A 23,779-nucleotide genomic window follows, 5' to 3' on the forward strand; every position below is an offset into this window, starting at 1 on the left:
AAACCCTTCGTAAGTACATGCCTATATTATATTACAGGTGAGTTTCAACATCAAGCATAGTTATCCACAGATGTGTGCCTATGGATAACTTTTGGATGACCTATTATGCACATGTGGATAATTTAAATAAATCCCTAGAACAAGGGATTCTTTTAATCGCTCACTTGAAAGATTGTGCCTACAACTGTCGAAGTCGAGTTTAACTAAATTTAGTTTACGATGAACAGATATCACGGAAAGCCCATGGTGCAACGGGTAGCACGGCACGGGAAACACAGTGGTGAGCACTTCCCGGGCTGCTCGGGATTCCCGAAATGCAGATACACAGAAAAGGAGAAGTTCTCTAAGGAAGTAGATGAGGCTTCAATTATTTGGAAGCTGGGAATTCCTCGACTTGGTCAGGTTAATAAAATCCTGAAAACATAGGGTTTTTACAGTGGCAGATGTGGATCTGAAACATGCGACTTTTAAGCTGCTTTGAGTTCATAGTTCAGTGCGGGATATCATTCAGAAGATGTTTCTTGTGAGTGATCGTTTAACTACTTTTACCCGGGTTTATGGGATTGCAGCACGAGAAACATCCTCGTGGAGGAGCTGTATATTTTTCAGCACGCTTCTCGATGTCTCACAGAGGGCGGTTATCGATTTGGCTTCCTGACCGGATAATTGATAAACAATATCCTGGAAGAGCAGGGCGGTTTCATCGAGAATATCGGAGGCAGCAGTGTTGTACAGGGCGACATAAGAATAGTTGTTGGAATCAAAGATTGCCTGATCTATAAAGGGTTTATACTGCTGAATGAGCGCCGGTACATTAGCTTTTAAATGGTTGATTCCGGTCCGAAGCCCTTCAATTGTATTTGCAAATTCGTCGAGCGGTTTTAATGCCTGTTTGACCTGCAACCGTAGCCTGTCGTCCCAGTCGGTAAATAATCCAATCAAGATGGCGGGCGGACTGGAGTACCAGACGCCATAACTCGCCGCTTTAACTGTAGCAGAGGTGGCCTCTGTAATTGTTTCTAAAGCCCATAAATGCCCGGTAAGAAGAGTGGACAATGGAGTGATTGCCCTGTTAATCGAGGCGGATAAACGGGTCATTGATCCATTGAGATGCCGTTCTTTGGTATTCATTCCATAAGGTAAATCGCTGGATGACTTCAGCTGAGTATGATCAGCCGTCGGGATCGTGACAGATCCGCTTTGCAGGGAACCCTGATTGATTCCCTGAGCAAGAGACTGATCTGCCGATTGAAACTGATCACCAACGGCCTGGACCTGCTTCTGGAATTTAACGAGCTGCGCCAATAACTGATCTTTGTTCTGCCCGACAATTTGGAAATGATTATAGAGCTCATCGACAACGGCATCGGCAAGCCCTCTTGCTTCATCCGCCAGAAGGCGAGGGATGACCTCCCTGGTAAATTTATCTGCAAAATTGACTAAATCATCGATTTCCATTTTTACATTCCGTAAAATTTTTTGAGCCTCACGCAGTTGATCGCCGACATGAAAGGTTCTAATGGTCATATATTCCAGCAGTTTATCCGGACGATTTTTAACCGTTTTTTCAATATAAAGGCAATATGTTTCCGCCTGAGATAACAAATGGATCAGGTGGTCGATGATTCCTTTTGTCACATACCCGCCTGTTGTGATCCCTTTGAACCAGGATGTATTGCCGAAGCTGTTTTCGAGAATATCTTCGAATTTGCGTTGAAGCTCATTCAGCCGCGCAGGCATACGAGCCTTGACGTCGATGACAATTTCGGTGGCATGATTGATGTATTCAACCACATACCCAATTCGGCCAATGACTCCGTTTTTCAATGCATCCGACAAGGCGGTTATGCTCTCCTGGTTAATGCTGATCCTTTCCCAGGAACCGCTTCGATAAAGTGGCTCTCCGCTCCAGATACTCGTCACAATATGATCGTCCGCCGCAATATAGATCTTTCCATAGCCGGGTTGTCCTTCAATCCCCACATTGATCGACTGATTGTCCGGGCTGTCACCGATATACCCGGTGTGGTTTGAGCCAAATGCCCGGGAGAAATGGGGAATCCCATTGTTGATCCGATAAATGTTTCCGGGGAATCGATCGTTTAAATTGAGTGCTTCTTCGCCACGTGTCAGTCCATCGTACTTGCTGAAATAGTTGGTTACGTTGGCATAATTCTGATCAGCTTTAACCTGTCCTTCGGGTAAAATCGCAGGATTCAGTGTTACCGCTTTCACCTCAGGGTAATGAACACCCACCGTATTCGCTAAGGCTCCGCCAAGCGAATTTCCGCAGACGGATTGAACCCCATATTTTTCGTTCATATCTTCAAAATAGTCACGTGCAGCTTGTAATTGCGCGGGATCATAGTTGCTCAGGAGCTGGACATTGGTGAGCATATCCTGAATGCCATATTCTGATTTCATTTGAGTACCCTGGTAGACGATGGTAAATTCTCCAGATTTGATATTTTGTACAGTCATGGCGTTGAGACCGGTTTTTAATTCTGATCCATCTTCTTTAATATCAATAATATCAATAACTCTGTAATTTTTCCCGTTAACTTTGACAATATCAGCATCATCATAGTGTTGGTAAGCATGGAATCCGGCTAACTCTACTAAATCTGGCTCAGTAGTTTTATTTACCTCAGCTACTTTCTGAACTATTATTGGCATTAAGTTATTCCCCCTACCGGATAATTATTTTTCTACTTCTATTATTGCTAATTCTTTATAATCTCGTTAGGGACTCCCCGTTCTAATGTATTCTCTCTTGCCGCTCTTCCAGTTCTTTTACCAATACGATTATCATGAAGGAGTATGCTATAGCTACCTGGTGGCAAGTTATCCATCTTCTCAACATCGGAAACTATATTTTTAAAAATATTATTGTCTGGTTTTGTACCTGGTTCTTTCATAAACAGTTGCAGCGTCACAAAAATTAAGGTTGGATCGAGATTTACATTTGTTAATGCTTTTTTCCATTCCTCGCGGGTCCAATCTGGATTTGTAAGATACATTTCAGTTAAATTGGCTTCAAATGCATCATCTGTAATGTTTATATAATAATAGGGTGTACTAAATCCATGACCTCCTACTTTTTTCACAGCCTCATCTCTCCTGCCTACAACAGGATTTTTCGATATAAATTCTTTTAAATAGTTATCCAGATTTTGAATTTCAGTATTATAAACCATTGCATAAATTCCACTAATTATATCGCCTTCAACCTGACCTTCTTGCGACCAAACCTTGTCAGTCAACACTTTATTTGAGGCGACATCGATTGGAACAACCGCAAATGTGTAAAAATGTGGCTCACCCACCGATTCAACAAATACCGTGACACCGTCAATATTCCCGACCAGGTTATGAACGATCACTTCGGTTTTATATTTCTCTCTAAAAAACTTTTCCACTGCATGAACGACTTCATTTCGATGGGCTTCGGCTATTTTATCGGTTTCTACTCCACCTTCAAGATCATAACCCTGACCGGTGTAGTCCTGGACACGGGCAAAGACATTTTCATTTTGTTCATTCCGATTTTCTCCGGTGATCGAATTTGGATCGTTTGTCTGATTCATAAACGAGCAACCTCCCAGTAATAACGATATACATATAATTGGCGTTAATATTTTTTTGTGTTTCAAAGTGGGATCCTCCTCAGATGAGGTCTGCAGATATGTAAGCGATTACGAATATGAAACAATTGTAGAACATTATGTGAAAGATGTGTATTGTCAGCTCATATTCTCATCAAAAATCAGTCTATAGAACTATGGGGGAAGGGAGGTCAAAAGTAACGAATTGAGGAATTAGTCCAGGTAACATTGGTAACATTAGCTGCAATATGCCAAATGAACACCCACCGTATTCGCTAAGGCTCCGCCAGGTGAATTTCCGCAGACGTATTGTACACCGTATGCTTTATTCATATAGCCACGTACGGCTTGTAACTGTGCGGGATCATAGTTGCTGAGGAGCTGGGCATTGGGGGAACATATCCTGCATGCCATATTCTGATTTCATTTGGGCGCCCGGTAGACGATGGTGTAGTCGCCTGTTTCGACGTTTATCGTCATTATTTGGAGTGGTAAAATGAAAATATTGAGTGAAATTCAGATGAATTCAAATTCAATAGACAATGTATGAAAAAATATCTCAAGTAGTTTGTTAATGCATAAGTGCAGAGTTTTGGTTTGTTGAACTTTATATGTAAGCTTTTAAAAAAATTGATGAACTACGCGGCCGTAATAGAACAACTGCTATGATCATAATTCAACGACTTTGATGCTGAACAAGGCGAACCATTATACTAACAATAAAGAGGTTACAGAAATGGACAAAAATTCTGATGAATTTTTAAGTGCCTTTAATCGAATTGAAAAACAATGCAACAATATATTGAAAACAACATCATATATACCGTTTTCACACTTGATAGATGAAGCTGCTAAGCAAAATAAGGTTGTGAAGTATTATGAAAAGCCATTAAAAGCATTTGCTGATCTTCGTAACGCGATCGTGCACAATGAAATAGAACCGGGATATGTTCTTGCCGAACCACATGATTCAGTTGTTAAAAATATTGTGGAAATAGCAAAGAAACTCAAATCGCCAGAAATTATTGGCAATGTAATCCACCAGAAGATCAGCTCATTTTCTACAGAAAATGAGCTGGATGATGTACTTACAGAAATTGAACATAATAATTTTACCCAATTTCCTATCTTTTCACATAATGGATTTGAGGGACTTCTTACTGAAAACGGTATCACGTATTGGTTAGCTGCAAATATGAAAGAAGATATTATTTCATTATCCGAAACGAAGGTAAAGGATATTTTGTCTTGTGAAGAGAGTAAAGAAAATTATCGGTTTATTAATCGAAAAACTCCCATCTATGAAATTGAAGGATACTTTCAAAAATTTATTAATAACGGTCAAAACAATGGTTGTTTGCTAATCACGAACGATACTAAGCGTGTAAAAGAAGCAAAAGACATTTTGGGTATTGTGACCCCTTGGGATTTAACCAAGATAAATAAGCTTAAGTAAAAATTTGTCAATTGCAGTAAACCTGAATTTTGCTTGCATACGTAATGGCTCAGGGCTACGAGCGAAATGGTAATCACACCCAAGTTTCTGGTTTTGAACCTAAACTTGGAGAGAATCCTCAGGGTCTCTCTGCGCTTTTAAACTTTTTACGAACGCCCCTTCTATTTTCGACGGGTTTTGGATGATTTTCAGGTCACGTGTTGTCTGAATATTATAATTACCGAAAAACGGGATTGGTTCAGCAAACCCTACATAAGCTGATGCTGGCTTTTTTCCTCTTCCTCGTAAACACCGTTCATGACTCAAGCGGGCCCGATCATTTGAAAGCAGTGCCTCACTATTGTATAGTGTAAATGAAACAATTTTTCATTTGTTAATCTGCGATTGAAAATATTTCTTTGGCAGCATTCATATTTCATGATCATATCAGTCCGTATGATCGTGCCCATTTCGATTTATCCCTCCTGGTTTTCTTCTGAAGCAAGCGCCAGCCAAAACAATTTCACAAGATTTGAGTTATAAGCATTTTTTCTGCACGATACTCTGTTGATCCGATTCGTTAAGAACCCTGAATGGGTACTCTTTGCCGGGAAGGGCAAAAAGGTCTTCAATTGTGGATCACACTCGCCATTTTGTCTGAGTGTCTAATAAATAAGGAGGAATCTCACAATCTACAATTCTTTATCATTGGAGAAGGGGAATGAACAGGAAGAGATACTGGAGAGCATACCTGAGCAGGATAAACCTGTATCAAAGTATAAAGCGCAGAAACTGTCTTACTTTCTTGGGTTGTATGGGGGCGAGCACGTCTCCGGAACGGAATTTGTCGTTGGCGCCAGCCTGGTTTTATGGGGCGTCAGTATCGGCGATGTCATTCTTGGCTTGATTATCGGGAACGCGCTCGCAGTCCTGACCTGGGGGCTGATCTGTGCACCGATTGCCACCAGCACCCGGCTGACGGTTTACGCTTATCTGAAAAAAATCGCCGGTCCCTGGATGCAGAAAATCTATAATATTGTAAATGGAATCTTATTTGTTTTCTTTTCCGGAGCGATGGTCACCATCTCTGCGTCGGCGATCCGTGTGCTGTTCGGTCTGCCGCCGCAGACGCACTGGTATCCGACCAATGCCGGCTTTGTTGTACTCGTGCTCTGTGTTGGTTTCATTGTCTCGACGATTGCGGCTTTCGGATTTAAATCGGTGGCGCAGTTTTCATCTGTCTGCGCGCCGTGGCTGCTATTGATTTTCATCGTTGGAGCCATCATCGGTGTCGCACAGATTGTGACTCTGGTTCCGGGATTTGACCACATTGGTTCGTTCTCCGATTTTCTCAGCCTGGCCAATCAGTACATCTGGGTCATCGACTCGGAAAACAGTCAGGGGCTGAGTATCTATCACGTGATCGCCTACGCGTGGCTGTCAAATATGATTGCGCATGGTGCGCTCAGCGATATGGCCGTGCTGCGGTTTGCCAAAAAAAGTTCCTATGGATTCGCGTCAGCGGTCGGCATGTACTTCGGGCACTGTCTGGCCTGGATCTGCTGCAGCATCATGGGGGCGTCTTCCGCCTTGTTACTGCAACAATCGATTACACAAATTGATTCCGGAGCAGTGGCCTTTTACACACTCGGTTATACTGGCATCATCGCCGTGCTGATTGCCGGCTGGACCACATCAAACCCGAATATTTATCGGGCGGGGCTCGCTTTTCAGACGATTTTCACTCAGTTTAAACCGCGAAAAGTGACTTTCTGCACGGGCCTGATGATGACGGTTGTCGCCTGTTTTCCGTTTGTCTTTACGAAACTGCTCGACTTCACCACCTATCTGGGTATTATCGTTGCTCCAATCGGCGCCATTGTCGTTGCCGAGCACTGGATTTTTCAGCCAATCGGTATGACCCGTTTCTGGTCCCTTTATAAGGGTTCCAGACTGAATGTACCGGCATTTGCCTCATGGATGCTGGCCATTGCCCTGTCCCTCGCCATGAATTACTTTAATGTTCTTCATCTCTTCTTTCTTCCGGCTGTTTCCTGGATTGCGGCTCTGTTCCTTTATATCGGTCTGGCAGCAATCGGAGGAGCAAGGGAAAAATATCCCGAAGAACAGGCACTGGATGAGGAGATCACAAAAAGGGTCATCCACGAACAGGATAAAAAGGCGCTTAAAGAACAGGAAATACGTAATAAGAAAGTCACGGCGTCCCCTGCCGGATGGATTACGGGGATTATTGGTATATTGGCTATTGTCGACCTGGCTGCGATCATGGTACTGTCGATTGGCGTCTTCGTTGGATCCGTCGACTTTACAGCTTTCAGAAACATCAGTTTTGGCCTGACGATTGCCTACTTTATTTTTGCGATCATTTGGATCCGCCGGCATGAAAGGGCGAGCCAGGCGAATTCCTGATCATTAGCTATCGACAAAAACGGCTTTCCCGGTTTTATTTCCGGGAAAGCCGTTTCCTATGCTCCGGTTCGCCAGGCTTTATTGTTTATCATCCTCGATAAAGCGTGCAAGGCGATAGCTGTAGTCACCGTCTAAGTGGACAAGATCCGCTTTGGACATATTCTCCAGAAAACGGTCGATAATTTTAGGACCGTAATCGAGATAGAGTTCTGAGATTGATCGATTTGTCGTTACCAGCAGACTTTTCGATAATCGCGCATTGAGTATGGCGAACATGAGCTCTTTTGTCCATGGCGTAATCCCTTCTGCACCAACATCATCCAGAATGAGCAGATCGGCATCTGCGATGAATGTCATGAGTTCGCGCTCTGTGAGCGTACTTTCTTTCGCCCAGGTTGATTTAAAGATGAGCTTTAGAGCCGGGACATCAATAAATAAGCACATTTTATGATACTTCTGGTCAAGCAGTTTACTGATTCCTACGGCCAAATGCGATTTGCCCAGGCCGGGTTTGCCGTAATAAATCATTCTCGCCGGCTTATTTTCTCCTATCTTTTTAACAAATGCAATAGCCTGTTCGACCGCATGGATCTGTGACGCATTCTGGACAGAAAAGTTTTTTAGCGTCGCCTGTTTTAAGGCATCGTTGATCGTCGACAGTTCGGAAAATCGTTCACGCTTGATTCTGTCGGCCTCCTGTACCGCCTGCTGAGACAACGAGCAGTCACAATGCTCGGTGATCGTCGTCCATGAACCTTTTCGTGGCCCGCCGACCATGCGCATTTTATAAACATTCAACGCTCTGCCGCAATTGCGGCAATGCGTGACATCGACTAAGGTTCGCTTCAAATCAATGCCGTCTGCATTAAAGAGATCAGCTATGCGACGCATGATAACACCAGCCTTTATGAGATGGATTAACGCTGCACATATTTCTTAGCTTATTATTCCCCCGAAAGACGCGCGCACTTCGAACGATGGAGCCGAAAGCTGGCGACGCGTGCGGCAGCAAAAAAGTAATCAGAGAGACGATGGATAGATCGCGAGGGGAGAGGGCAGTGCCATATCCTGCTTCAGCGCTGCATCGTTCAGCTCTTCTTGCCACTGTCCGGGCAATGGGGAGGAAAGCAGATGCAGGCGTTCCCTATGCCTCAATACGAGGTCGTCCTGATCTCTTCGGCCACCGATGATACGGGTTCGCCCCTTGCCATCCGTTCGCGTATAGCCATCTTTTCTCCATCTGTATAGATTAATAGCTGCAGTGCAAGGGCAGTGCAGCCAGATTTTTTCCTGGATCACTTGCTATTTTAGTGATAACCATTATCAATTGCAAGGGCGGGTCAGCAAAGAAGAGAAAAATAGTTTAGTGAAAATCAGTACCCTTTTCATTTTGCTCAGGGTTTGTGTTTGAAGATTAATTGTTTATCAGCCACCTGAATAGTCACAAAACTGTCATGGATAATACGTGCTCGGGGGAGGATATTGATTGAAAGTGAGAACCATTATCACTATAATTTTAAGTATACATGTGATGAAAGTCACAATGCGCTGAGAGCAGTTCATGATGTTCAATCCATTTATATTAAAAATACAGTGATCGACGATATAGAAACAAGAGAACTATAGAAAAGAGGGAAAATCATGGAGGAAAAAGCTTTACTCAAAATTGAAGATTTGCATCTTTCTTTTGACACGTATGGCGGCGAAATTCAGGCTATTCGCGGAGTGAATTTGTCACTTCGAAAAGGTGAGATACTCGGCCTCGTCGGTGAATCCGGCTCTGGAAAATCAACACTGGCAAAGGCAATTATCGGCTTGCTTCCTAAAAATAATACACGAATTAAGAAAGGGCGTATACGGTACAAGGGATTAAACCTGGCCGGGGCGAAAGAGCATGTCCTGCAAAGTGTTCGCGGACGAGGGATTTCGATGATTTTTCAGGATCCCATGACTTCATTGAATCCGACGATGAAAGTCGGCAATCAAATTATGGAGGCTGTGAAGACGCATCAGAATCTTTCGGGCACTGAAGCGAAAGAGAAGGCTTTGCAGCTGCTACAACGGGTCGGAATCAAGGATGCCGATCTGCGAATGAAACAGTATCCGCATCAATTTTCCGGTGGCATGCGGCAGCGAGCGATGATCGCGATTGCATTGGCCTGTAAACCCGATATTTTGCTTGCTGATGAACCCACAACAGCGCTTGATGTCACTGTTCAGGCACAGATTATCGAACTGCTGAAGGATATTCAAAAAGAGAACGGCATGTCCATTATTTTTATCTCGCATGATCTCGGTGTGATTGCGAATGTGGCGGACCGGGTAGCCGTCATGTATGCGGGAAAGATCGTTGAGATCGGCACATCAACGGATATTTTCTATCATTCCAGGCATCCCTATTCGTGGGGGCTGCTCAGTGCAACACCCAGTCTGGAAACAACTGGTGATGCACTATACACCATACCAGGCTCTCCGCCGAATCTGCAGCAACCCATTCAAGGTGATGCGTTTGCACCGAGAAATAAATATGCCATGAAAATCGATCAGATCAAACAACCACCGATGTTTCGGGTTTCCGATACTCATTTTGCCGCAACCTGGTTACTGCACCCCGAAGCGCCATCCGTAGATGTGCCGGAGGAGATTCGCATGCGCATGCAGCAGGCCGGGAGTAAGCAACGACTCGAACACAAGGAAGATGAAAAAATAAAGCACTCAGGCAAAGTCATGCTTGAGGTCAATCATTTGAAGAAAACCTTTTTAAATGGGAGAAGCCCGTTGCACGCCGTTGATGATCTTTCACTCAAACTGTATCAGGGAGAGACTTTTGGCCTGGTCGGTGAATCGGGATGCGGCAAATCGACCCTGGGACGAACCATCATGGGCATCTATAAAGCGTCGGGCGGCAACATACGGTTGGAAGATCAGTCGATTGGCAATCATCATGGCAAACAAATGAAACGTGCGTTCCATCAACAGGTGCAGATGATTTTCCAGGATCCCTACTCTTCGTTAGACCCGCATTTAATCATTGGTCAAATTATCGCGGAAGGAATAGTCCTGAATAATCTTGCAAAATCCAAAGAAGATTTAGAACAGCAGGTTGCCGAACTTCTTACAACGGTTGGTCTGGAACCGGGCTTTGCCAGACGCTATCCGTATGAACTTTCCGGTGGTCAGCGTCAGCGCGTGGGTATCGCCCGGGCACTTGCCGTTAAACCGGAGCTGATTATTGCTGATGAACCTATCTCTGCTCTGGATGTTTCCATTCAGGCCCAAATTGTCAACTTATTAAAGAAGTTACAAAAAGAACGCGGACTCACACTTTTATTCATCGCTCATGACCTTTCCATGGTCAAGTATATAAGTGATCGGATCGGTGTGATGTACGCGGGCAAGATCGTCGAACTCGCGCCGGCAGATGATCTGTATCAATGCCCGCTCCACCCATATACAAAGGCATTGATTTCGGCGATCCCGCAGGCGGATCCACTTCGCGAGCAGCATAAAAAAAGATTGATCTTTCAGCCGGATCGTCAGAAGACAGGAGAGACAGCGAAGAAGAGACTGCGCCAAATCATTCCCGGACATTTTGTCTCCTGTGACGAGAGTGAAGTATCCGTATTGAAGGATAAGTATGAGCGGTTATCTCAGTCTAAAATACGGGGTTAAATCATGATTGAGTGCCTGATAAAGATCGTGGTGAAAAAAAGAGCTCACACGCCTGCTCCTGCCTGCTGAATCAGAAAGGAGAATCGTTATCGATGACTGCACGTTCAAAACACGATTCCGAAATGATTGAAATATGGGATGATGTCGTTCGGATCAGGGATCTTGTGCTCGCGATTGCGATCAACAGCATAACAACATTAGGCGGTTATTTTGCCGCACCGGACCATGCGCCAATGCCACTCTTATTTGGCTTAATCGGAGCGGTGATCGGGTTTATGATTTGCTCACTTTTCATTAAACCAAAACGCATTTTTGAAAAGTCGGAAAGGAAGAAATAACGGATGGATCTGGTTCTTTTAGCCGAAATGATCGTTGCAGCGGTTGCAGCTGCACTTTTATATACAATTATTGGCATCATCCCGGGGACGGACGAAACGGCCGTTCTGGTTCCCGTCACACTGATCTTAGTGCTCGCCGGTGTTCAACCCGTCGTTGTCCTCTGCTTTTTTATCTCAGCTGTGATTGCCAATAACTTGATGGATGCGGTACCTGCCGCCGTTGTCGGAATTCCCGGCGGCGTTATGGCAAGTCCGCTCGTTGGTCATGCGCTGTTACTTAAACGAAAGGGGATGGCCGACCAGTCGCTGCGCAAAATGGCCGGGGGTTCACTGATCGGCGTACTGGTCAGTGTTCCGGTCAGTCTGCTGCTTGCAAGAAGTCTGATCCCGCTTGCCGAAGCCATTAAAGCGTACGCCAACCCGCTCTTCTTTGCCGGCGCCGTTTTACTTGCCTTGCTGAGTAAGAATAAGGTACTGGCACTTGCCTCCATTCTCCCTTTCACACTGCTCATTGAAGGGCTGCGCTATCTCTATTGGGGCATCGGCATTGTACCAAAGGGAACCACGGTGTTCATTTCGTTCTTTCTCGGCATTACGATTGGGCCGATCATCCTGACTCTGTTTGAGCTCCTGAATAAAGAGAAAAGAGAACAGATGAAGTGTGATCAGCCGCGCAGGATTACCCTTCAGAAAGTGCCCTTCGAATGGAAATCGCTCAATCCGTTTCACGCGTTGAAAAAGCAGGAATGGGTCACAAGCGCCGGAGCGTCATTGGTCAGCTGTTTTACTTTTATTCTCAGCCCGGTCGGGATGACGACACTTCTTGGCGAACTCTTTTCAAAACGAACGCAGGATCCGGTTGAACGGTCGGTACTTGCAATTACAACGATGAATGCACTGGCAAACGCGACCTATCTTTCCGGGACGCTGATCCCGCTGATCGCGTTAGGCATCCCCCTTTCTCCGGTTGCCATAGGTCCTGCTCATGCGCTGTTTGACGCGCCGCCAGTCTTTACTGCAACCCGCAATATGCATCATATCCTTTCACAGGCCGATTTCATCTGGGCGACAGTGATTGGCGCCGGCGTTGCACTCATGGTCACGTATACGCTGGCAATCAAATATGCGCAATCAATTTGTGCCTTTGTGTTTAAACGGATTCCCCACGAAGCCATCCTCGGCCTGTTTTTCGCTTTCGTTCTCCTGCTTGCGTATATGGATGCGGGTTGGATGAATATCGGCGGCGTTATGCTGATTGGACTTTTTTCCGGACTGCTTCACCGCTGGGGTGTGGGTTACGGGATATTATTCATGGTCCTGTATGCGGCGCCATGGCTCGTTTTGGTATTCTGATCAGGATCCGTTCCGGGGGCTGCGCCCGAAACATTCGCCGTGCTGATGCGCACAGGGTGCAGGATGGATCACTGACCGGCTCTTTTATTTTTGCCAATGAACCAGATTCAGGAGGTAACGAAGATGGACGTGTTAAAAGATCTTTTTAATCAAATAAAAGCAGATCCTGAAAATATTCGTTTCACAAATAGAAACATCGATCCGCTCTACTATGCCGCTCCAACAGCAAAGCTGTTGATCATCGGGCAGGCTCCGGGTGAGATCGCGCAGAATACAAAGATAATATGGAATGATCGAAGTGGCGTGCGGTTACGGGAATGGATGGGTGTATCAGACGATACTTTCTATCATTCGGGGAAAATTGCCGTGCTTCCGATGGATTTTTATTTTCCCGGCAAAGGGAAGAGTGGCGATTTGCCGCCGAGGAAGGGATTCGCGGCAAAGTGGCATGATCCAATCATCAGGGCGATGCCGGACATCGAGTTAACTTTATTAGTCGGCTCCTACGCACAAAAGTACTACCTGAAGACGCATTCAAAAATGACATTAACTGAAATTGTTAAAGATTATCGCCGTTATTTACCTGACTATTTTCCATTGGTTCATCCGTCACCACGAAACACTATTTGGATAAAAAGAAATCCCTGGTTTGAGGACAGCGTCTTACCGGATTTGAAGAAATTGATTAACCGGATTTTATCGTAAATCCGAATCGAACCGTCTATATGTGCTGATTCAACCGACAGATGATGAAATGCGGAGGTGAAATAGATGAATCAGGTGATTCGAGATAAACTTTCCTTGCTTCCGAAACAGCCCGGTTGTTATCTGATGAAGGATTATCGTGGTACGGTCATTTATGTTGGAAAAGCAAAGATCTTAAAGAGACGCGTACACTCTTACTTCATCGGCAAACATAATCCAAAGACGGAGAAATTAGTGAGTCAAATTGTTGATTTTACGTTTATCGTGACTGCATCTAATGTTGACGCACTCATTCTGGAAAATAATTTAATTAAAAACTATCGTCCTAAATACAACATTTTGCTGAAAGATGATAAAAGCTATCCTTATATAAAAATAACGGATGAGCGCAATCCAAGGCTCATCATTACTAGACAGGTAAGCAAAGATAAGGGAAAATATTTCGGCCCCTTTCCCAATGTAAGTGCCGCTAATGAAACAAAAGCATTGCTGGACCGTCTCTATCCACTAAGACGGTGCCCGCTTACCGCGCGGCGCCCCTGTCTCTATTACCAGATTGGCCGATGCATTGGGTGTTGTGCCAGAGAAGTAAGCGAAGAAGAATATCGCCAGGTAACGCGTAAAATCGTTCATTTTTTCCATGGCGGGTTCAGAGCGGTTGCGCGAAAATTAAAAGAAGAGATGCGGGAGGCCTCGGATCGTTTAGACTTTGAGAAGGCCCGGGATCTCCATGATTTGATCTCTTGTATTGAAGCGACGATGGACAGGCAGTGCATCAATAACCTGGATTTCGTCGATCGCGATGTGTTCGGTTTCGCTTTTCAGAAAAGCTGGCTATGCGTGCAGGTTTTCCATATTCGCTGCGGGAAATTAATACAGCGCGCAGCTTCATTCTTTCCCGTGTATGCTGAGCCGGAAACGGGTATTCGTACTTATCTGGGACAATTTTATTTAGGCCATCGCCATATCAGGCCAAAAGAAATCTTAATGCCGGAATTGGATGATGATAAAACGATCCAGGAATTTCTGGGCATCCGTTTGATCCATCCCAAACGGGGCACGAAAAAGAATCTTGTACAGATGGCCTGCCAAAATGCACGCATCGCGTTGCAAAATAAGCTGTCATTATCGAAATTGGAATCAACGGGCATTAAGAACTGATTATTGCCCGTTCAAAGGGGGCATCTGGGTTATGTCCTGTTCTCATATAAAGAGTAAAACCCTCTCTTCAAACAGAGGGGATGCAAAGCAATTAATGGAAGCCTTTATCGCATCCGGTGCGTATAAACGGCTAAAAGAACTTGAAAGGGAAGGGAAGGCACTTCGAGATCGTGTGCGCTGTTGTCTCAGCAGTGGTGAATCAAGAAGGTACGAAATTGGCAGTCATCTGGTGGCGAAGTTCATTCCTAAAAAAATTTATCAATATGATTACACTGGACTTAATGAGTATCTGTATAATCTTGGATTACTCCAGAGGCTGACGATACTGACCAGTCGCAATTTGAATAAAGACCAGCAACTGCTGGACTTATTTGAACCGTACCACTTAACTCCGGAATATTATGTGAAGCCCTCTTTTAATCGGGCGGGGCAGGAACTGATAAAGAGTGAGCAAACACCTGAAGTGAATTTGACTCTGAACGATGCGGCAATAAGAATCAGCCGAAATCGCAGTCATTTAAAAGCCGTAAAAGCTGAGTATGACAAGCTGAAGGATGAATTGGCCAGATCCAGTCAATTAGCTGTGGAAAAGAAAGTGACCTATAAATATGGCTCATTATCCCTTCTTCGAAAACCCCTGCGTTATCGGTTCACGCATCGTTCAAATCAAAGGATGATTCATGCGTTAATTGAATTTGGGAAACCAGACTTTGATGGCATTGAGCATTACATGTTTAAAGGAATCATTAAAAAGAGCGAATTTGAGGCATTCAGGAAGCTTAAGGATATTCGATTAGATTTTGTTATTCTTGACTTGGATGATGAGGCGAAGATGCAGAATTATTTCCACCGAAAAAGGGCCAGGCATTTACTCTTTTTGAATGAGTGAATGAGAAGGCCGTGACAGCTTTTTTTGATTGATAAGTGATTAACGCCCGCGACTCGCCACTTTAGTGGCGGGAGGTTCACTTTGTGAAAAAGAATCGAATCATGGGTGAATCTGGCTGTTCTAAAGCCTGAATGAATAAGACCATTGACGTTGAAAAAAACGGTTTATAAGTGAAATCTGAGAAGTGTGCAGAAGTCGGCATGCCAGATGAACTTATAAATAAGTTTGAAGAACGTCCCGACTTGAAAACAGCTTTTGCCGCCCTGACGTCAAGGCGGCAAAAGGGGAAATTAGACTTCGCACAAAAATAAAAGAACAGGCATCAGTACGGAGCCACGTATCGCTCACAACTGAACCCGTTCCCTTGTCCATGGATTAGTCTGTCCATTTTGATGAGGTTTATTCAGGCATCAGACGGTGAACGTGGAGCGAGCAATTGAACTCGTTCCCTTGTCCGATTTTCATAGATTTTCTGGAAACTACTTTACCAAACTCTGTCTTATTTCACGGATTTTAGCGAAGAGCCGAAAGAGCTGGCTGGTGTCAGCGTAGTATCGATAGACAAAGAGGTAGTCATGATTACGCTGTTGAACCCTGCCCCGCCTGATTTCGCGAGAGATGGTACTACGACTGCGATGAAGCAGACGGCTGATTTCGGCTTTTGACTTACCAGCGTTCAAATACGCTTCAATTGTGCCTCTTTCTTCTGGTGTGAGTTGTTGGTAATGCTCGGCAGTGCTATTCTTAGATTGGGTCATGGAGATTTCCTTTCTTTAGAGTTTTGCCACTTTAAGTTTAGGTTTCCATGGCCTATTTGTGTAATCTTGATGTGTTGCACTTAGATTTTAAATCCGGGTTTTTAAATGAGTATACTCTTAGCTCATATCACCCTTCCATCAGTAACATAAATTAGTTATAATATAGGTGCAGGGAATATACGTTCGTTGTGTTGATGGCTTCATCTGGCCAAAATGTGGCTGCATCAAATTTTATGCGACCATGTCGGCGGCTTCCGCTTTATTTTTACCTCAAGTAGGGTCATCAAACACTTCTACCGTAGGAAATGTTATGGAAAAGACCCATACCCGGCCAGAGAAAATTGTTCTGGGCAATTTATCTGGCGGCTAAAGATAATCGAGGTCTCTCGCCAGTCCTGCTATGCGTCAACACCAACTATCATGAGCTGACAGAATAATCAGGTGAATTATTGATAGTTTCCTATATGTGGATATTAATGATCAAACTGGGACGACTGCTATTCTATTTTGAATCTATCTTTAATATTTTCAAAATGTACTCACATTGCTGAGAAGCGGAGAGAATATCGATGAATGTATCTATTAATCCTGAAAAAGTCGAAGGATTTTGGGATGAAGGCTATACTTTAGATAGGCATACTAAATATAGTACGTGTATTGGATACGATGATAACGGACACCCTATGTTTGACACAATAAGAACAGGACTGGGTGAGGTTCTTTATAAGTTTAAATATCAGGGGAACCACGAAAAGCTAAATGATATCATGGAATTTGTTGTTCCTTTTCTGAGAAAGTGGAATACATTAAGTTCAGTTGACTTTGTAGTTCCAGCACCTTTTTCTAAAAACAGAGTGTATCACCCAGCAAATGAAATAGCAAAACGGATCTCAGGGGTCATCGGCAAGCCATATGAAGATGTACTAAAAAAGACAACAAATACTGAATCAAAAGATCTCACGGAGAAGAGTCAAATCAGGGGAACAATAGTTATAATAAAAAAGCCGAGGCGTCCACATAATATACTACTTGTTGATGATTTAATTGCTTCAGGAACTACTTTAAATGAGTGTACAAGAGTGTTAAAATCAAACGGATGCGATAAGATATTTGTCATTGCAATGACGAGAACCAATAAATAAAGTTGAATGGAGGGTAAATTAAATGAAGGTTTTTGTTGCAGGACCCAGAGCTATATCAAAGTTGAATAGCAATATTGTGTCGCGACTAAAAAATTTAATTGACCGCAACTTTATGGTACTGGTTGGTGATGCAAATGGAATTGATAAAGCAGTCCAAAATTTTTTTAGCGAAAATAATTATGACAAAGTTCGTGTGTTTTCAAGCAATGGGAAAGTGCGTAACAACTTGGGGAATTGGAATGTTGAGTGTGTCAATGTACCAAGTGGGGTTAAAGGATTTGACTTTTACGCAGCTAAAGATATTGAGATGGCTAATCATGCAGATTACGGTTTTATGATATGGAACGGTAAGAGTAGGGGGACGTTCACTAACATAGTTAACTTAGTGAACCAGAGAAAAGACGTTTTAATTTACTTCACTCCACATAAAAAGTTTTATAAAGTAAGTACACCAGAAGCGATTAATCAATTGTTAAAGATTCGGGACCAGGAGCTAACTAATAATCCAGATAGAGCTTCTGAAATTAAAGCAACTAATGAACAAGTATCACTGTTTTAAGACCAGTTATAAAAAAGCAATTGTCTCATTAATGATATTAAGATAGCAAATAAGTTTTGCAATATTTCTCCTCATAGCTTCGACAAAGCCTTATCAAATCAATGTTTTGACCACTATTAACCCCGAACACCGATATCAACAGAAAATCTAATGTATAAAATGAAACTTAAAATACTTCACCATGCATACATTTTGCAACAACACAGTTCCTTTTATTCTGGTTATTCGTTAGTAGAAATTTTTTGGTGAAAATTCTTTTAGAACTTATGAGTCTTTCAGATGCAAAGAAGTTATGGAGGTTTACAGAATGCACGCGACGTCATCGCTGGAACAGCAGAATATCGAAAAGTACATTTTTCAAATCTTGTGCGATGAACTGGGAATAAAGCTTTCAGCCAATCCGGTCGTCCATGTGGAGACGCAACGATTCAGCCGGATTTTTATTCTGAGGAAAACGGGATTATTGGCGAAGTGTATGCACACATTGGTTCATTAAAACCGCTGCAGCAGAAAAAGATGCTGGCAGACATTTTAAAAATGCTTCTTTTAGAATGGCTGTGTTAATTTTTAATGTTGGTTTTTGCCAAATAGGAACAATTGTTCTATACTGTAAGTAAGGAACAAACGTTCGAGGTGATTCTCAATGGCATCCATTCATGAGACATTGGCAATGATCCAGCAATTAAGTGAAACAGATAAAAATCGACTTCTTCAGGCACTTTCCCAACAAATGCAGGAATCCGTTAAATCCAACGAACCGCTGATCAAGGATATCCGTGAGCGAAGAAACGAAGAAGGATTCCTTTGCCCAAATTGTGGTTCAAAGCGGGTCATTCGTTTCGGTACTTATTCTGTTCAAGGGGTGAAACGCCAAAGATACCGCTGCTCTCAATGCCATAAGACCTTCACTGATCTGACTCGGACGCCCCTGGAGGGGACCTGGTATTCGGATAAATGGATTCCGTTCATTGCAGGAATGATCGATGGACTGTCATTACGCAGACAGGTAGTGTCCCTTGAAATTTCTTTTCCTACCGCATTCCGCTGGCGTCACAAGGTTTTAGCGGCTTTACAACGTCTCACTTCAAAACCGTTTAGCGGCATTATCGAGATGGATGAAACCTACTTTCTGTATTCTGAAAAGGGAACGAAACAAACGCTACGACTGCCTCGAAAACGAGGTGGACATTCTGCAAAACGAGGCATCAGCCATGATCAAGTCTGTGTTTTAGTTGCACGTGATCGTCAGGGAACCACCTATATGCACATGATGGGACGTGGTCGGCTATTAACGCGCCAGTTGGACAAAGCGATCAGTCCGCTCCTCTCAAGCGACAATGTGCTCTGCACGGATGCCTGGCGTGCGTTTAACACTTATGCGAAAAATAAAAAACTGCCTCATTATCGATTTAAGTCGACCGAAAAAACACGTGTGATTAAAGGGATTTATCATATTCAAAACGCGAACAGTTACCATAGTCGGCTCAAACGCTGGATGATCCGCTTTAACGGAGTTGCGACAAAGTATCTTGACCATTATCTGGCGTGGTTTCACTTTCTGGATCACATGGGATTTGAAAATACAGATCATACGGTCAGAACTATGATGGTGACGGCGTGTACCGCTTAAATTTTTATCGAGAAAACAACATTAGATTTAAACACAGCCTTTAGAATAGATAACGCATCGTAAGTATCGAAAAATGATAGCGATCTGTGATGATACGGTATTTAAAGCAATCACTGGGAAGTCATGGGGAGCTGCCTGTTTTAAAGCCTTCGATGTGGAGATTATAAACATTGATATCGGGACAAATAATCGGGAGTTATTAATGGCCGCTCAAAAAAGACAGTATAGATGATCAGGTGCATGAGTTTAACATTTTGAGAGCAGAGGTTTATTTCCAGATATCTTGAGTATTGAGTAGACCTGTCATTGAAGTCATTCGGCTGGATGGGACAAGGGATTTCGATTATCCTAAATAATATAAAAAAATTTGAGAATGACAGTTCCTGATGACCCGCCGATTGTAAAACTGAAGAGAAGGGTGCTTCTTGATGACGGATAAATTGAACGCAAAAGTGATGATTTTTTAAACAAACCCAGCAAGTGGGCGGAATGCTATAAACGGTTGCGCATGATCGTTCTTGACTGCGGGCTGACCGAAGAGTTTAAGTGGAAGCATCCGTGTTACACGTATGAGAGGAAAAACATCGTATTAATCCATGGAATTAAAGACTATTGCGCGCTGCTGTTCCACAAAGGGCGCTGTTAAGGGATCCGCAGGGGATTCTCATCCAGCAGACGGAGAACGTCCAGGCGGCGCGGCAGATTCGCTTCACCAGCGTTCAGAAAATCATTGAAATGGAAGCCATCGTGAAAACGTATATTCAGGAGGCCATTGAAGTTGAAAAGGCTGGTTTGGAAGTGAAGCTTAAGCAGCGTGCCGACTTCAGCATGCCAGAGGAACTCAACAATAAATTTGAAGAACGCCCTGGCTTGAAAACGGCTTTTGAAGTTCTGACGCCGGGACAGCAAAAACCATACATACTGTTTTTTTCTAAATGCCAAAAGATTTGCGATCCGAGTGTCAGAAATTGAAAAATATATCCCGGGAATTCTGAATGGCAAGGGATTAACCGATTGCGTATGCGGGCATTCGAAAATATCCGAATTGTTACGGATCTTCTTCGATAAAACGAATGACAGGCGGGACGGACCATCAGTTAGACGAATAGCCGCGGAGCCGGCCGGATCTATTCGACATCCGTACTGAACGGAAAAACGTTCCTCCATTCACCCCTTTTCCAGTCCGCAGGCTTCGGCAAGCAGTTCGACCAGGTGGAGCGCCTGCATGCGGTCCTGCAGTCCTTCACGCTCTATTCCGGCTTTCATCTGCAACAGGCAGCCCGGATTGGTGGTCACGATCAGTTCAGGATCGCGGCTTTTGACATCAGCCATTTTGACGTCCAGAATTTTCATCGATTCGTCGAACTGGACGACGTTGTAAATTCCGGCGGAACCGCAGCAAAAGTCCGGATCGTGCAGTTCGCGGAAGTCGATGCCTTTGATCCGGCGGATGAGCTGTCTCGGTTCGTCCCTGACTTTCTGGACGTTGGTCATATGGCAGGAGGGCTGATAGGTGGCACGCTTACGAATTTCCTTATTAAACGGCAAGTCCAGCTTGGCAAGGAGAACGCTGATATCGATCGCGTGGTCGGCGAATGACTGAGCACGTATCTGCCATTCCGGGTCATCGGCAAACAGGGCCGGGTATTCATGGAGCAGGGCGCCGCAGCCACCGGCCGTGTTAACCACGTAGTCGAAGGCTTCCTGCTCGAAGGCTTCAATATTTTTCCTGGCGAGTTCCCTGGCCTGATCATCACGCCCGCCGTGCAGATGGAGTGCACCGCAGCAGGTCTGTCCGTCTGCTGCAACCACGGTACAGCCGCCCAGCACAAGAAGTCTCATTCCCAGGTCGTTAATCCGATCGAATAGGGCATCCATGATGCAGCCGGTGAAGAAGCCGACTTTATAACGGGGCGCCTGTTGCGGTTCCAGCCTTTTCGGCCGCCTGCGACGGCGGACCGGAGCGGTTGCTGCCGGGAGGGTCCGCTCAAATGTAGCAAGCGACTCAGGCAGACTGTTCAGCAGGCCGGTCTTCTCAACCAGTCGGCGCACACCTGATTTTTGATAGAACCAGAGCAGCCCCGCACCGGTGCTCATCACCTTCTTTCTGGGAAAAACATGGTTGTAGAACAGATTTTCTTTGAAGACTTCCATCCGGGACTGTGAGGGCCTGTTATGCTCATGCAGGGCAAGTTTGGCCGATTCAAGGATCACTCCGTAGGGGACGTTGGTCGGGCACGCGGTCTCACAGGCGCGGCAACCGAGGCACAGATCGATCGGGTCTTTCAGCTCATCGAGTGAAATTTTGCCTTCGGCGGCCATTTTTACGAGGTTAATCCGGCCGCGCGGCGACTGGGTTTCTGTGCCCATGGTCTTGTAGGTTGGACAGGCCGGCAGACAGGTGCCGCACTGGATGCAGGTGAACGTTTCATCATAGGCGAGTTTGTCTTTCGGATTCGGGTTCATTGCGACAGCACCAGCTTCTGTCCGGGGGCAGGGAAAATTTTTGACGGGTTCAGTATGTTATTCGGATCCCAGGCCAGTTTAATCCGCTTCATCATATCCAGTTCAACCGGGCTCAGTTCCCAGGGCATATACGCACGTTTCATCGTTCCGATCCCATGTTCACCGGACAGGGTGCCACCGAGGTCGATCGCCGCGTGGAAGATCTCTTCAATGGCTTTTTGCACCCGTTTCATTTCTTCACGGTTGCGCTTGTCACAGATGATGTTCGGATGGAGATTGCCGTCGCCGACGTGTCCGAAGACGACCAGATCAATTTTGTATGTGTTGCGGATTTCCTGAAGCCGGTGGCAGAATTCAGCAATTTTACTGCGGGGAACTGTGGCATCCTCTGATATTTTCGTTGGCTTTTTCGAGGCAATGGCCGGGGAGACCAGCTTGCGCGCTTTCCACAGCTTGCGGGCCTCCTCACTGGAATGGGCAATTTTTACCGAACGGGCGGCCATGTTTTTCGCAAGCGAGCGGATGCGTTCTGCTTCATCTGCCACGGCGGCGGGATGACCGTCGAGCTCAATCAGAAGGATCGCTTCGGCATCGACCGGCAGATTCTGGGGCTGGTAGGCTTCAACCGCCCGTATAGATGCCTGATCCATCATTTCTACTTTTGCCGGCAGGATACCTGACGTCAGAATCCGGGTCACGGTTTTCCCTGAGTCGACAAAATGGTCGAAGGTCAGCATCATTGTCTGTGTGGATAACGGACGGGGGAGCAGGCGCAGCGTCGCTTCGGTGATGATGCCGAGTGTGCCCTCCGAGCCGACGATAAGTTTGGTCAGATCATAACCGGTGACGTTTTTTACCGTGCGGCCACCGGTCCGGATCACCTCACCTTGCGGGGTCACGACTTTCAGGCCAATGACGTAATCCTTGGTCACGCCGTATTTCAGGCAGCGCGGACCGCCGGAGTTTTCGGCCAGATTGCCGCCGATGGTGGAAAAGTGAGAGCTTCCCGGATCCGGGGGATACATCAGGCCGTATCTGGCAGCGGCATCATCCAGATCGGCTGTGATCACGCCCGGCGAGACGACGGCAACCAGATCTTCACTGTCAATCTTTAGTGTCTTGCTCCATTGCGAAAAGTCCAGCACCATGCCGCCTTTGACTGGCAGCGGACCGCCGCTGAGGCTGGATGCCTGGCCTCTCGGTGTGACAGGGATGCGGAGCTGGTTCGCCAGCTTCATGACAGCGGACACTTCGTTTTCATTTTTCACCTGAAGGACCACATCGGGTTTATAGAAGCCAAATGATGCATCATAGCCATAGCTGACCAGATCTGCCTCTTTAGTTAAAATTCGTCCGGGTTTGATGATGCGACGCAGCTGTTGAACAATTTCAGTTTTCAGAACCAATGGGATCACACTCCCTGATTTATTGCAAGCGATTACAAAACGGTCATTCTATTCTTATCTTATTATTAAACGGCTGGCAAGTGATCTGCTCAGGCGCCAATTTTTTTCGTACGATTGACGTTTCACTTTATTATGAGCTATTGAGTACATAACGATGACCAAACAATAAATGATCGTTTTTCCAGTGCGGTAATATCCTCAACTCGAACATCTGAAAGGCAAAAAAAAAA

At 44.9% G+C, this 23,779-nt stretch carries 18 protein-coding genes and 2 pseudogenes; 14 read left to right on the forward strand and 6 right to left on the reverse strand.

Annotated elements, in window-relative coordinates; all coding sequences use genetic code 11:
• Positions 1-555: 555 nt before the first annotated feature.
• Both EWH91_RS00010 and EWH91_RS00015 read right to left on the reverse strand, forming a co-directional pair.
• Positions 556-2,676, reverse strand: a complete 2,121-nt coding sequence (locus EWH91_RS00010) for an SA1320 family protein (protein ID WP_129927937.1) — start codon at positions 2,674-2,676, stop codon at positions 556-558.
• Positions 2,677-2,723: 47 nt separating this feature from the next.
• Entirely contained in the window at positions 2,724-3,587 is an 864-nt protein-coding gene (locus tag EWH91_RS00015; protein WP_129927938.1) for a DUF1672 family protein, read from the reverse strand.
• Positions 3,588-4,341: 754 nt separating this feature from the next.
• On the opposite strand from EWH91_RS00015, the gene EWH91_RS00020 reads away from it, so the two are divergent.
• Together EWH91_RS00020 and EWH91_RS00025 are read left to right on the forward strand one after the other, a co-directional pair.
• Positions 4,342-5,061, forward strand: a complete 720-nt coding sequence (locus tag EWH91_RS00020) for a hypothetical protein (protein ID WP_129927939.1) — start codon at positions 4,342-4,344, stop codon at positions 5,059-5,061.
• A gap of 687 nt (positions 5,062-5,748) precedes the next feature.
• Positions 5,749-7,470, forward strand: coding sequence for a purine-cytosine permease family protein (locus EWH91_RS00025; protein ID WP_129927940.1), 1,722 nt, complete (start codon positions 5,749-5,751; stop codon positions 7,468-7,470).
• A 78-nt stretch (positions 7,471-7,548) separates the two neighbouring features.
• Here EWH91_RS00025 and EWH91_RS00030 read toward each other — a convergent pair whose 3' ends face one another.
• A complete protein-coding gene (locus EWH91_RS00030) occupies positions 7,549-8,361 on the reverse strand; it encodes an ATP-binding protein (protein ID WP_129927941.1) in 813 nt (270 codons plus the stop codon).
• A gap of 750 nt (positions 8,362-9,111) precedes the next feature.
• On the opposite strand from EWH91_RS00030, the gene EWH91_RS14900 reads away from it, so the two are divergent.
• The 7 genes from EWH91_RS14900 to EWH91_RS15150 all read left to right on the forward strand — a co-directional run bounded on the left by EWH91_RS14900 (position 9,112) and on the right by EWH91_RS15150 (position 15,899).
• The gene (locus tag EWH91_RS14900; protein ID WP_129927942.1) at positions 9,112-11,142 is read left to right on the forward strand and encodes a dipeptide ABC transporter ATP-binding protein; all 2,031 of its coding nucleotides are present in this window, start codon (positions 9,112-9,114) and stop codon (positions 11,140-11,142) included.
• A gap of 92 nt (positions 11,143-11,234) precedes the next feature.
• Positions 11,235-11,480, forward strand: a complete 246-nt coding sequence (locus tag EWH91_RS00040) for a hypothetical protein (RefSeq protein WP_129927943.1) — start codon at positions 11,235-11,237, stop codon at positions 11,478-11,480.
• 3 nt (positions 11,481-11,483) lie between these two features.
• Positions 11,484-12,833, forward strand: coding sequence for a tripartite tricarboxylate transporter permease (locus EWH91_RS00045; RefSeq protein ID WP_129927944.1), 1,350 nt, complete (start codon positions 11,484-11,486; stop codon positions 12,831-12,833).
• Positions 12,834-12,956: 123 nt separating this feature from the next.
• Complete coding sequence (locus EWH91_RS00050; protein WP_129927945.1) at positions 12,957-13,538, forward strand: uracil-DNA glycosylase family protein; 582 nt, start codon at positions 12,957-12,959, stop codon at positions 13,536-13,538.
• A 66-nt stretch (positions 13,539-13,604) separates the two neighbouring features.
• Positions 13,605-14,699 carry an excinuclease ABC subunit UvrC gene (uvrC, locus tag EWH91_RS00055; RefSeq protein ID WP_129927946.1) on the forward strand — a complete coding sequence of 365 codons (1,095 nt, stop codon included), beginning with the start codon at positions 13,605-13,607 and terminating at the stop codon, positions 14,697-14,699.
• Positions 14,700-14,730: 31 nt separating this feature from the next.
• Positions 14,731-15,588 (forward strand): hypothetical protein, encoded by an 858-nt coding sequence (locus EWH91_RS00060; protein WP_240697207.1) that lies wholly within the window; start codon positions 14,731-14,733, stop codon positions 15,586-15,588.
• A gap of 200 nt (positions 15,589-15,788) precedes the next feature.
• Positions 15,789-15,899 (forward strand): hypothetical protein, encoded by a 111-nt coding sequence (locus tag EWH91_RS15150; RefSeq protein WP_483315811.1) that lies wholly within the window; start codon positions 15,789-15,791, stop codon positions 15,897-15,899.
• A gap of 216 nt (positions 15,900-16,115) precedes the next feature.
• Here EWH91_RS15150 and EWH91_RS00065 read toward each other — a convergent pair.
• Positions 16,116-16,346 (reverse strand): annotated as a pseudogene (locus EWH91_RS00065) (helix-turn-helix domain-containing protein); the annotation flags it as partial.
• A gap of 569 nt (positions 16,347-16,915) precedes the next feature.
• Between EWH91_RS00065 and EWH91_RS00070 the strand changes: the two are divergent.
• From EWH91_RS00070 to EWH91_RS00095, 5 genes and pseudogenes are all read left to right on the forward strand, one after another.
• A complete protein-coding gene (locus EWH91_RS00070; RefSeq protein WP_129927947.1) occupies positions 16,916-17,488 on the forward strand; it encodes a ComF family protein in 573 nt (190 codons plus the stop codon).
• Between the two features lie 22 nt (positions 17,489-17,510).
• Positions 17,511-18,047 (forward strand): hypothetical protein, encoded by a 537-nt coding sequence (locus EWH91_RS00075; RefSeq protein WP_129927948.1) that lies wholly within the window; start codon positions 17,511-17,513, stop codon positions 18,045-18,047.
• 307 nt (positions 18,048-18,354) lie between these two features.
• Positions 18,355-18,543: a hypothetical protein gene (locus tag EWH91_RS00080; RefSeq protein WP_240697208.1), complete on the forward strand. Its 189-nt coding sequence runs from the start codon at positions 18,355-18,357 to the stop codon at positions 18,541-18,543.
• A gap of 147 nt (positions 18,544-18,690) precedes the next feature.
• Entirely contained in the window at positions 18,691-19,677 is a 987-nt protein-coding gene (locus EWH91_RS00085; protein WP_129927949.1) for an IS1595 family transposase, read from the forward strand.
• A 439-nt stretch (positions 19,678-20,116) separates the two neighbouring features.
• Positions 20,117-20,692 (forward strand): annotated as a pseudogene (locus EWH91_RS00095) (YdeI/OmpD-associated family protein); the annotation flags it as partial.
• 152 nt (positions 20,693-20,844) lie between these two features.
• On the opposite strand, the gene EWH91_RS00100 reads toward EWH91_RS00095, so the two are convergent.
• Together EWH91_RS00100 and EWH91_RS00105 are read right to left on the reverse strand one after the other, a co-directional pair.
• Entirely contained in the window at positions 20,845-22,143 is a 1,299-nt protein-coding gene (locus EWH91_RS00100; RefSeq protein ID WP_129927950.1) for a (Fe-S)-binding protein, read from the reverse strand.
• Positions 22,140-23,549 carry an FAD-binding oxidoreductase gene (locus EWH91_RS00105; protein ID WP_129927951.1) on the reverse strand — a complete coding sequence of 470 codons (1,410 nt, stop codon included), beginning with the start codon at positions 23,547-23,549 and terminating at the stop codon, positions 22,140-22,142. The genes EWH91_RS00100 and EWH91_RS00105 overlap by 4 nt, the downstream gene beginning before the upstream one ends.
• Positions 23,550-23,779 lie beyond the last annotated feature (230 nt).

This window comes from Sporolactobacillus sp. THM19-2, from assembly GCF_004153195.1.
GTDB lineage: Bacteria > Bacillota > Bacilli > Bacillales > Sporolactobacillaceae > Sporolactobacillus.

Excerpts from the sequence above, each read along its gene's own strand:
- EWH91_RS00010 (WP_129927937.1), bottom strand. The coding sequence starts at position 2,676 with ATGCCAATAATAGTTCAGAAAGTAGCTGAGGTAAATAAAACTACTGAG.
- EWH91_RS00015 (WP_129927938.1), bottom strand. The coding sequence starts at position 3,587 with ATGAATCAGACAAACGATCCAAATTCGATCACCGGAGAAAATCGGAAT.
- EWH91_RS00020 (WP_129927939.1), top strand. The coding sequence starts at position 4,342 with ATGGACAAAAATTCTGATGAATTTTTAAGTGCCTTTAATCGAATTGAA.
- EWH91_RS00030 (WP_129927941.1), bottom strand. The coding sequence starts at position 8,361 with ATGCGTCGCATAGCTGATCTCTTTAATGCAGACGGCATTGATTTGAAG.
- EWH91_RS14900 (WP_129927942.1), top strand. The coding sequence starts at position 9,112 with ATGGAGGAAAAAGCTTTACTCAAAATTGAAGATTTGCATCTTTCTTTT.
- EWH91_RS00040 (WP_129927943.1), top strand. The coding sequence starts at position 11,235 with ATGACTGCACGTTCAAAACACGATTCCGAAATGATTGAAATATGGGAT.
- EWH91_RS00045 (WP_129927944.1), top strand. The coding sequence starts at position 11,484 with ATGGATCTGGTTCTTTTAGCCGAAATGATCGTTGCAGCGGTTGCAGCT.
- EWH91_RS00050 (WP_129927945.1), top strand. The coding sequence starts at position 12,957 with ATGGACGTGTTAAAAGATCTTTTTAATCAAATAAAAGCAGATCCTGAA.
- uvrC (WP_129927946.1), top strand. The coding sequence starts at position 13,605 with ATGAATCAGGTGATTCGAGATAAACTTTCCTTGCTTCCGAAACAGCCC.
- EWH91_RS00060 (WP_240697207.1), top strand. The coding sequence starts at position 14,731 with ATGTCCTGTTCTCATATAAAGAGTAAAACCCTCTCTTCAAACAGAGGG.
- EWH91_RS15150 (WP_483315811.1), top strand. The coding sequence starts at position 15,789 with ATGCCAGATGAACTTATAAATAAGTTTGAAGAACGTCCCGACTTGAAA.
- EWH91_RS00070 (WP_129927947.1), top strand. The coding sequence starts at position 16,916 with ATGAATGTATCTATTAATCCTGAAAAAGTCGAAGGATTTTGGGATGAA.
- EWH91_RS00075 (WP_129927948.1), top strand. The coding sequence starts at position 17,511 with ATGAAGGTTTTTGTTGCAGGACCCAGAGCTATATCAAAGTTGAATAGC.
- EWH91_RS00080 (WP_240697208.1), top strand. The coding sequence starts at position 18,355 with ATGCACGCGACGTCATCGCTGGAACAGCAGAATATCGAAAAGTACATT.
- EWH91_RS00085 (WP_129927949.1), top strand. The coding sequence starts at position 18,691 with ATGGCATCCATTCATGAGACATTGGCAATGATCCAGCAATTAAGTGAA.
- EWH91_RS00100 (WP_129927950.1), bottom strand. The coding sequence starts at position 22,143 with ATGAACCCGAATCCGAAAGACAAACTCGCCTATGATGAAACGTTCACC.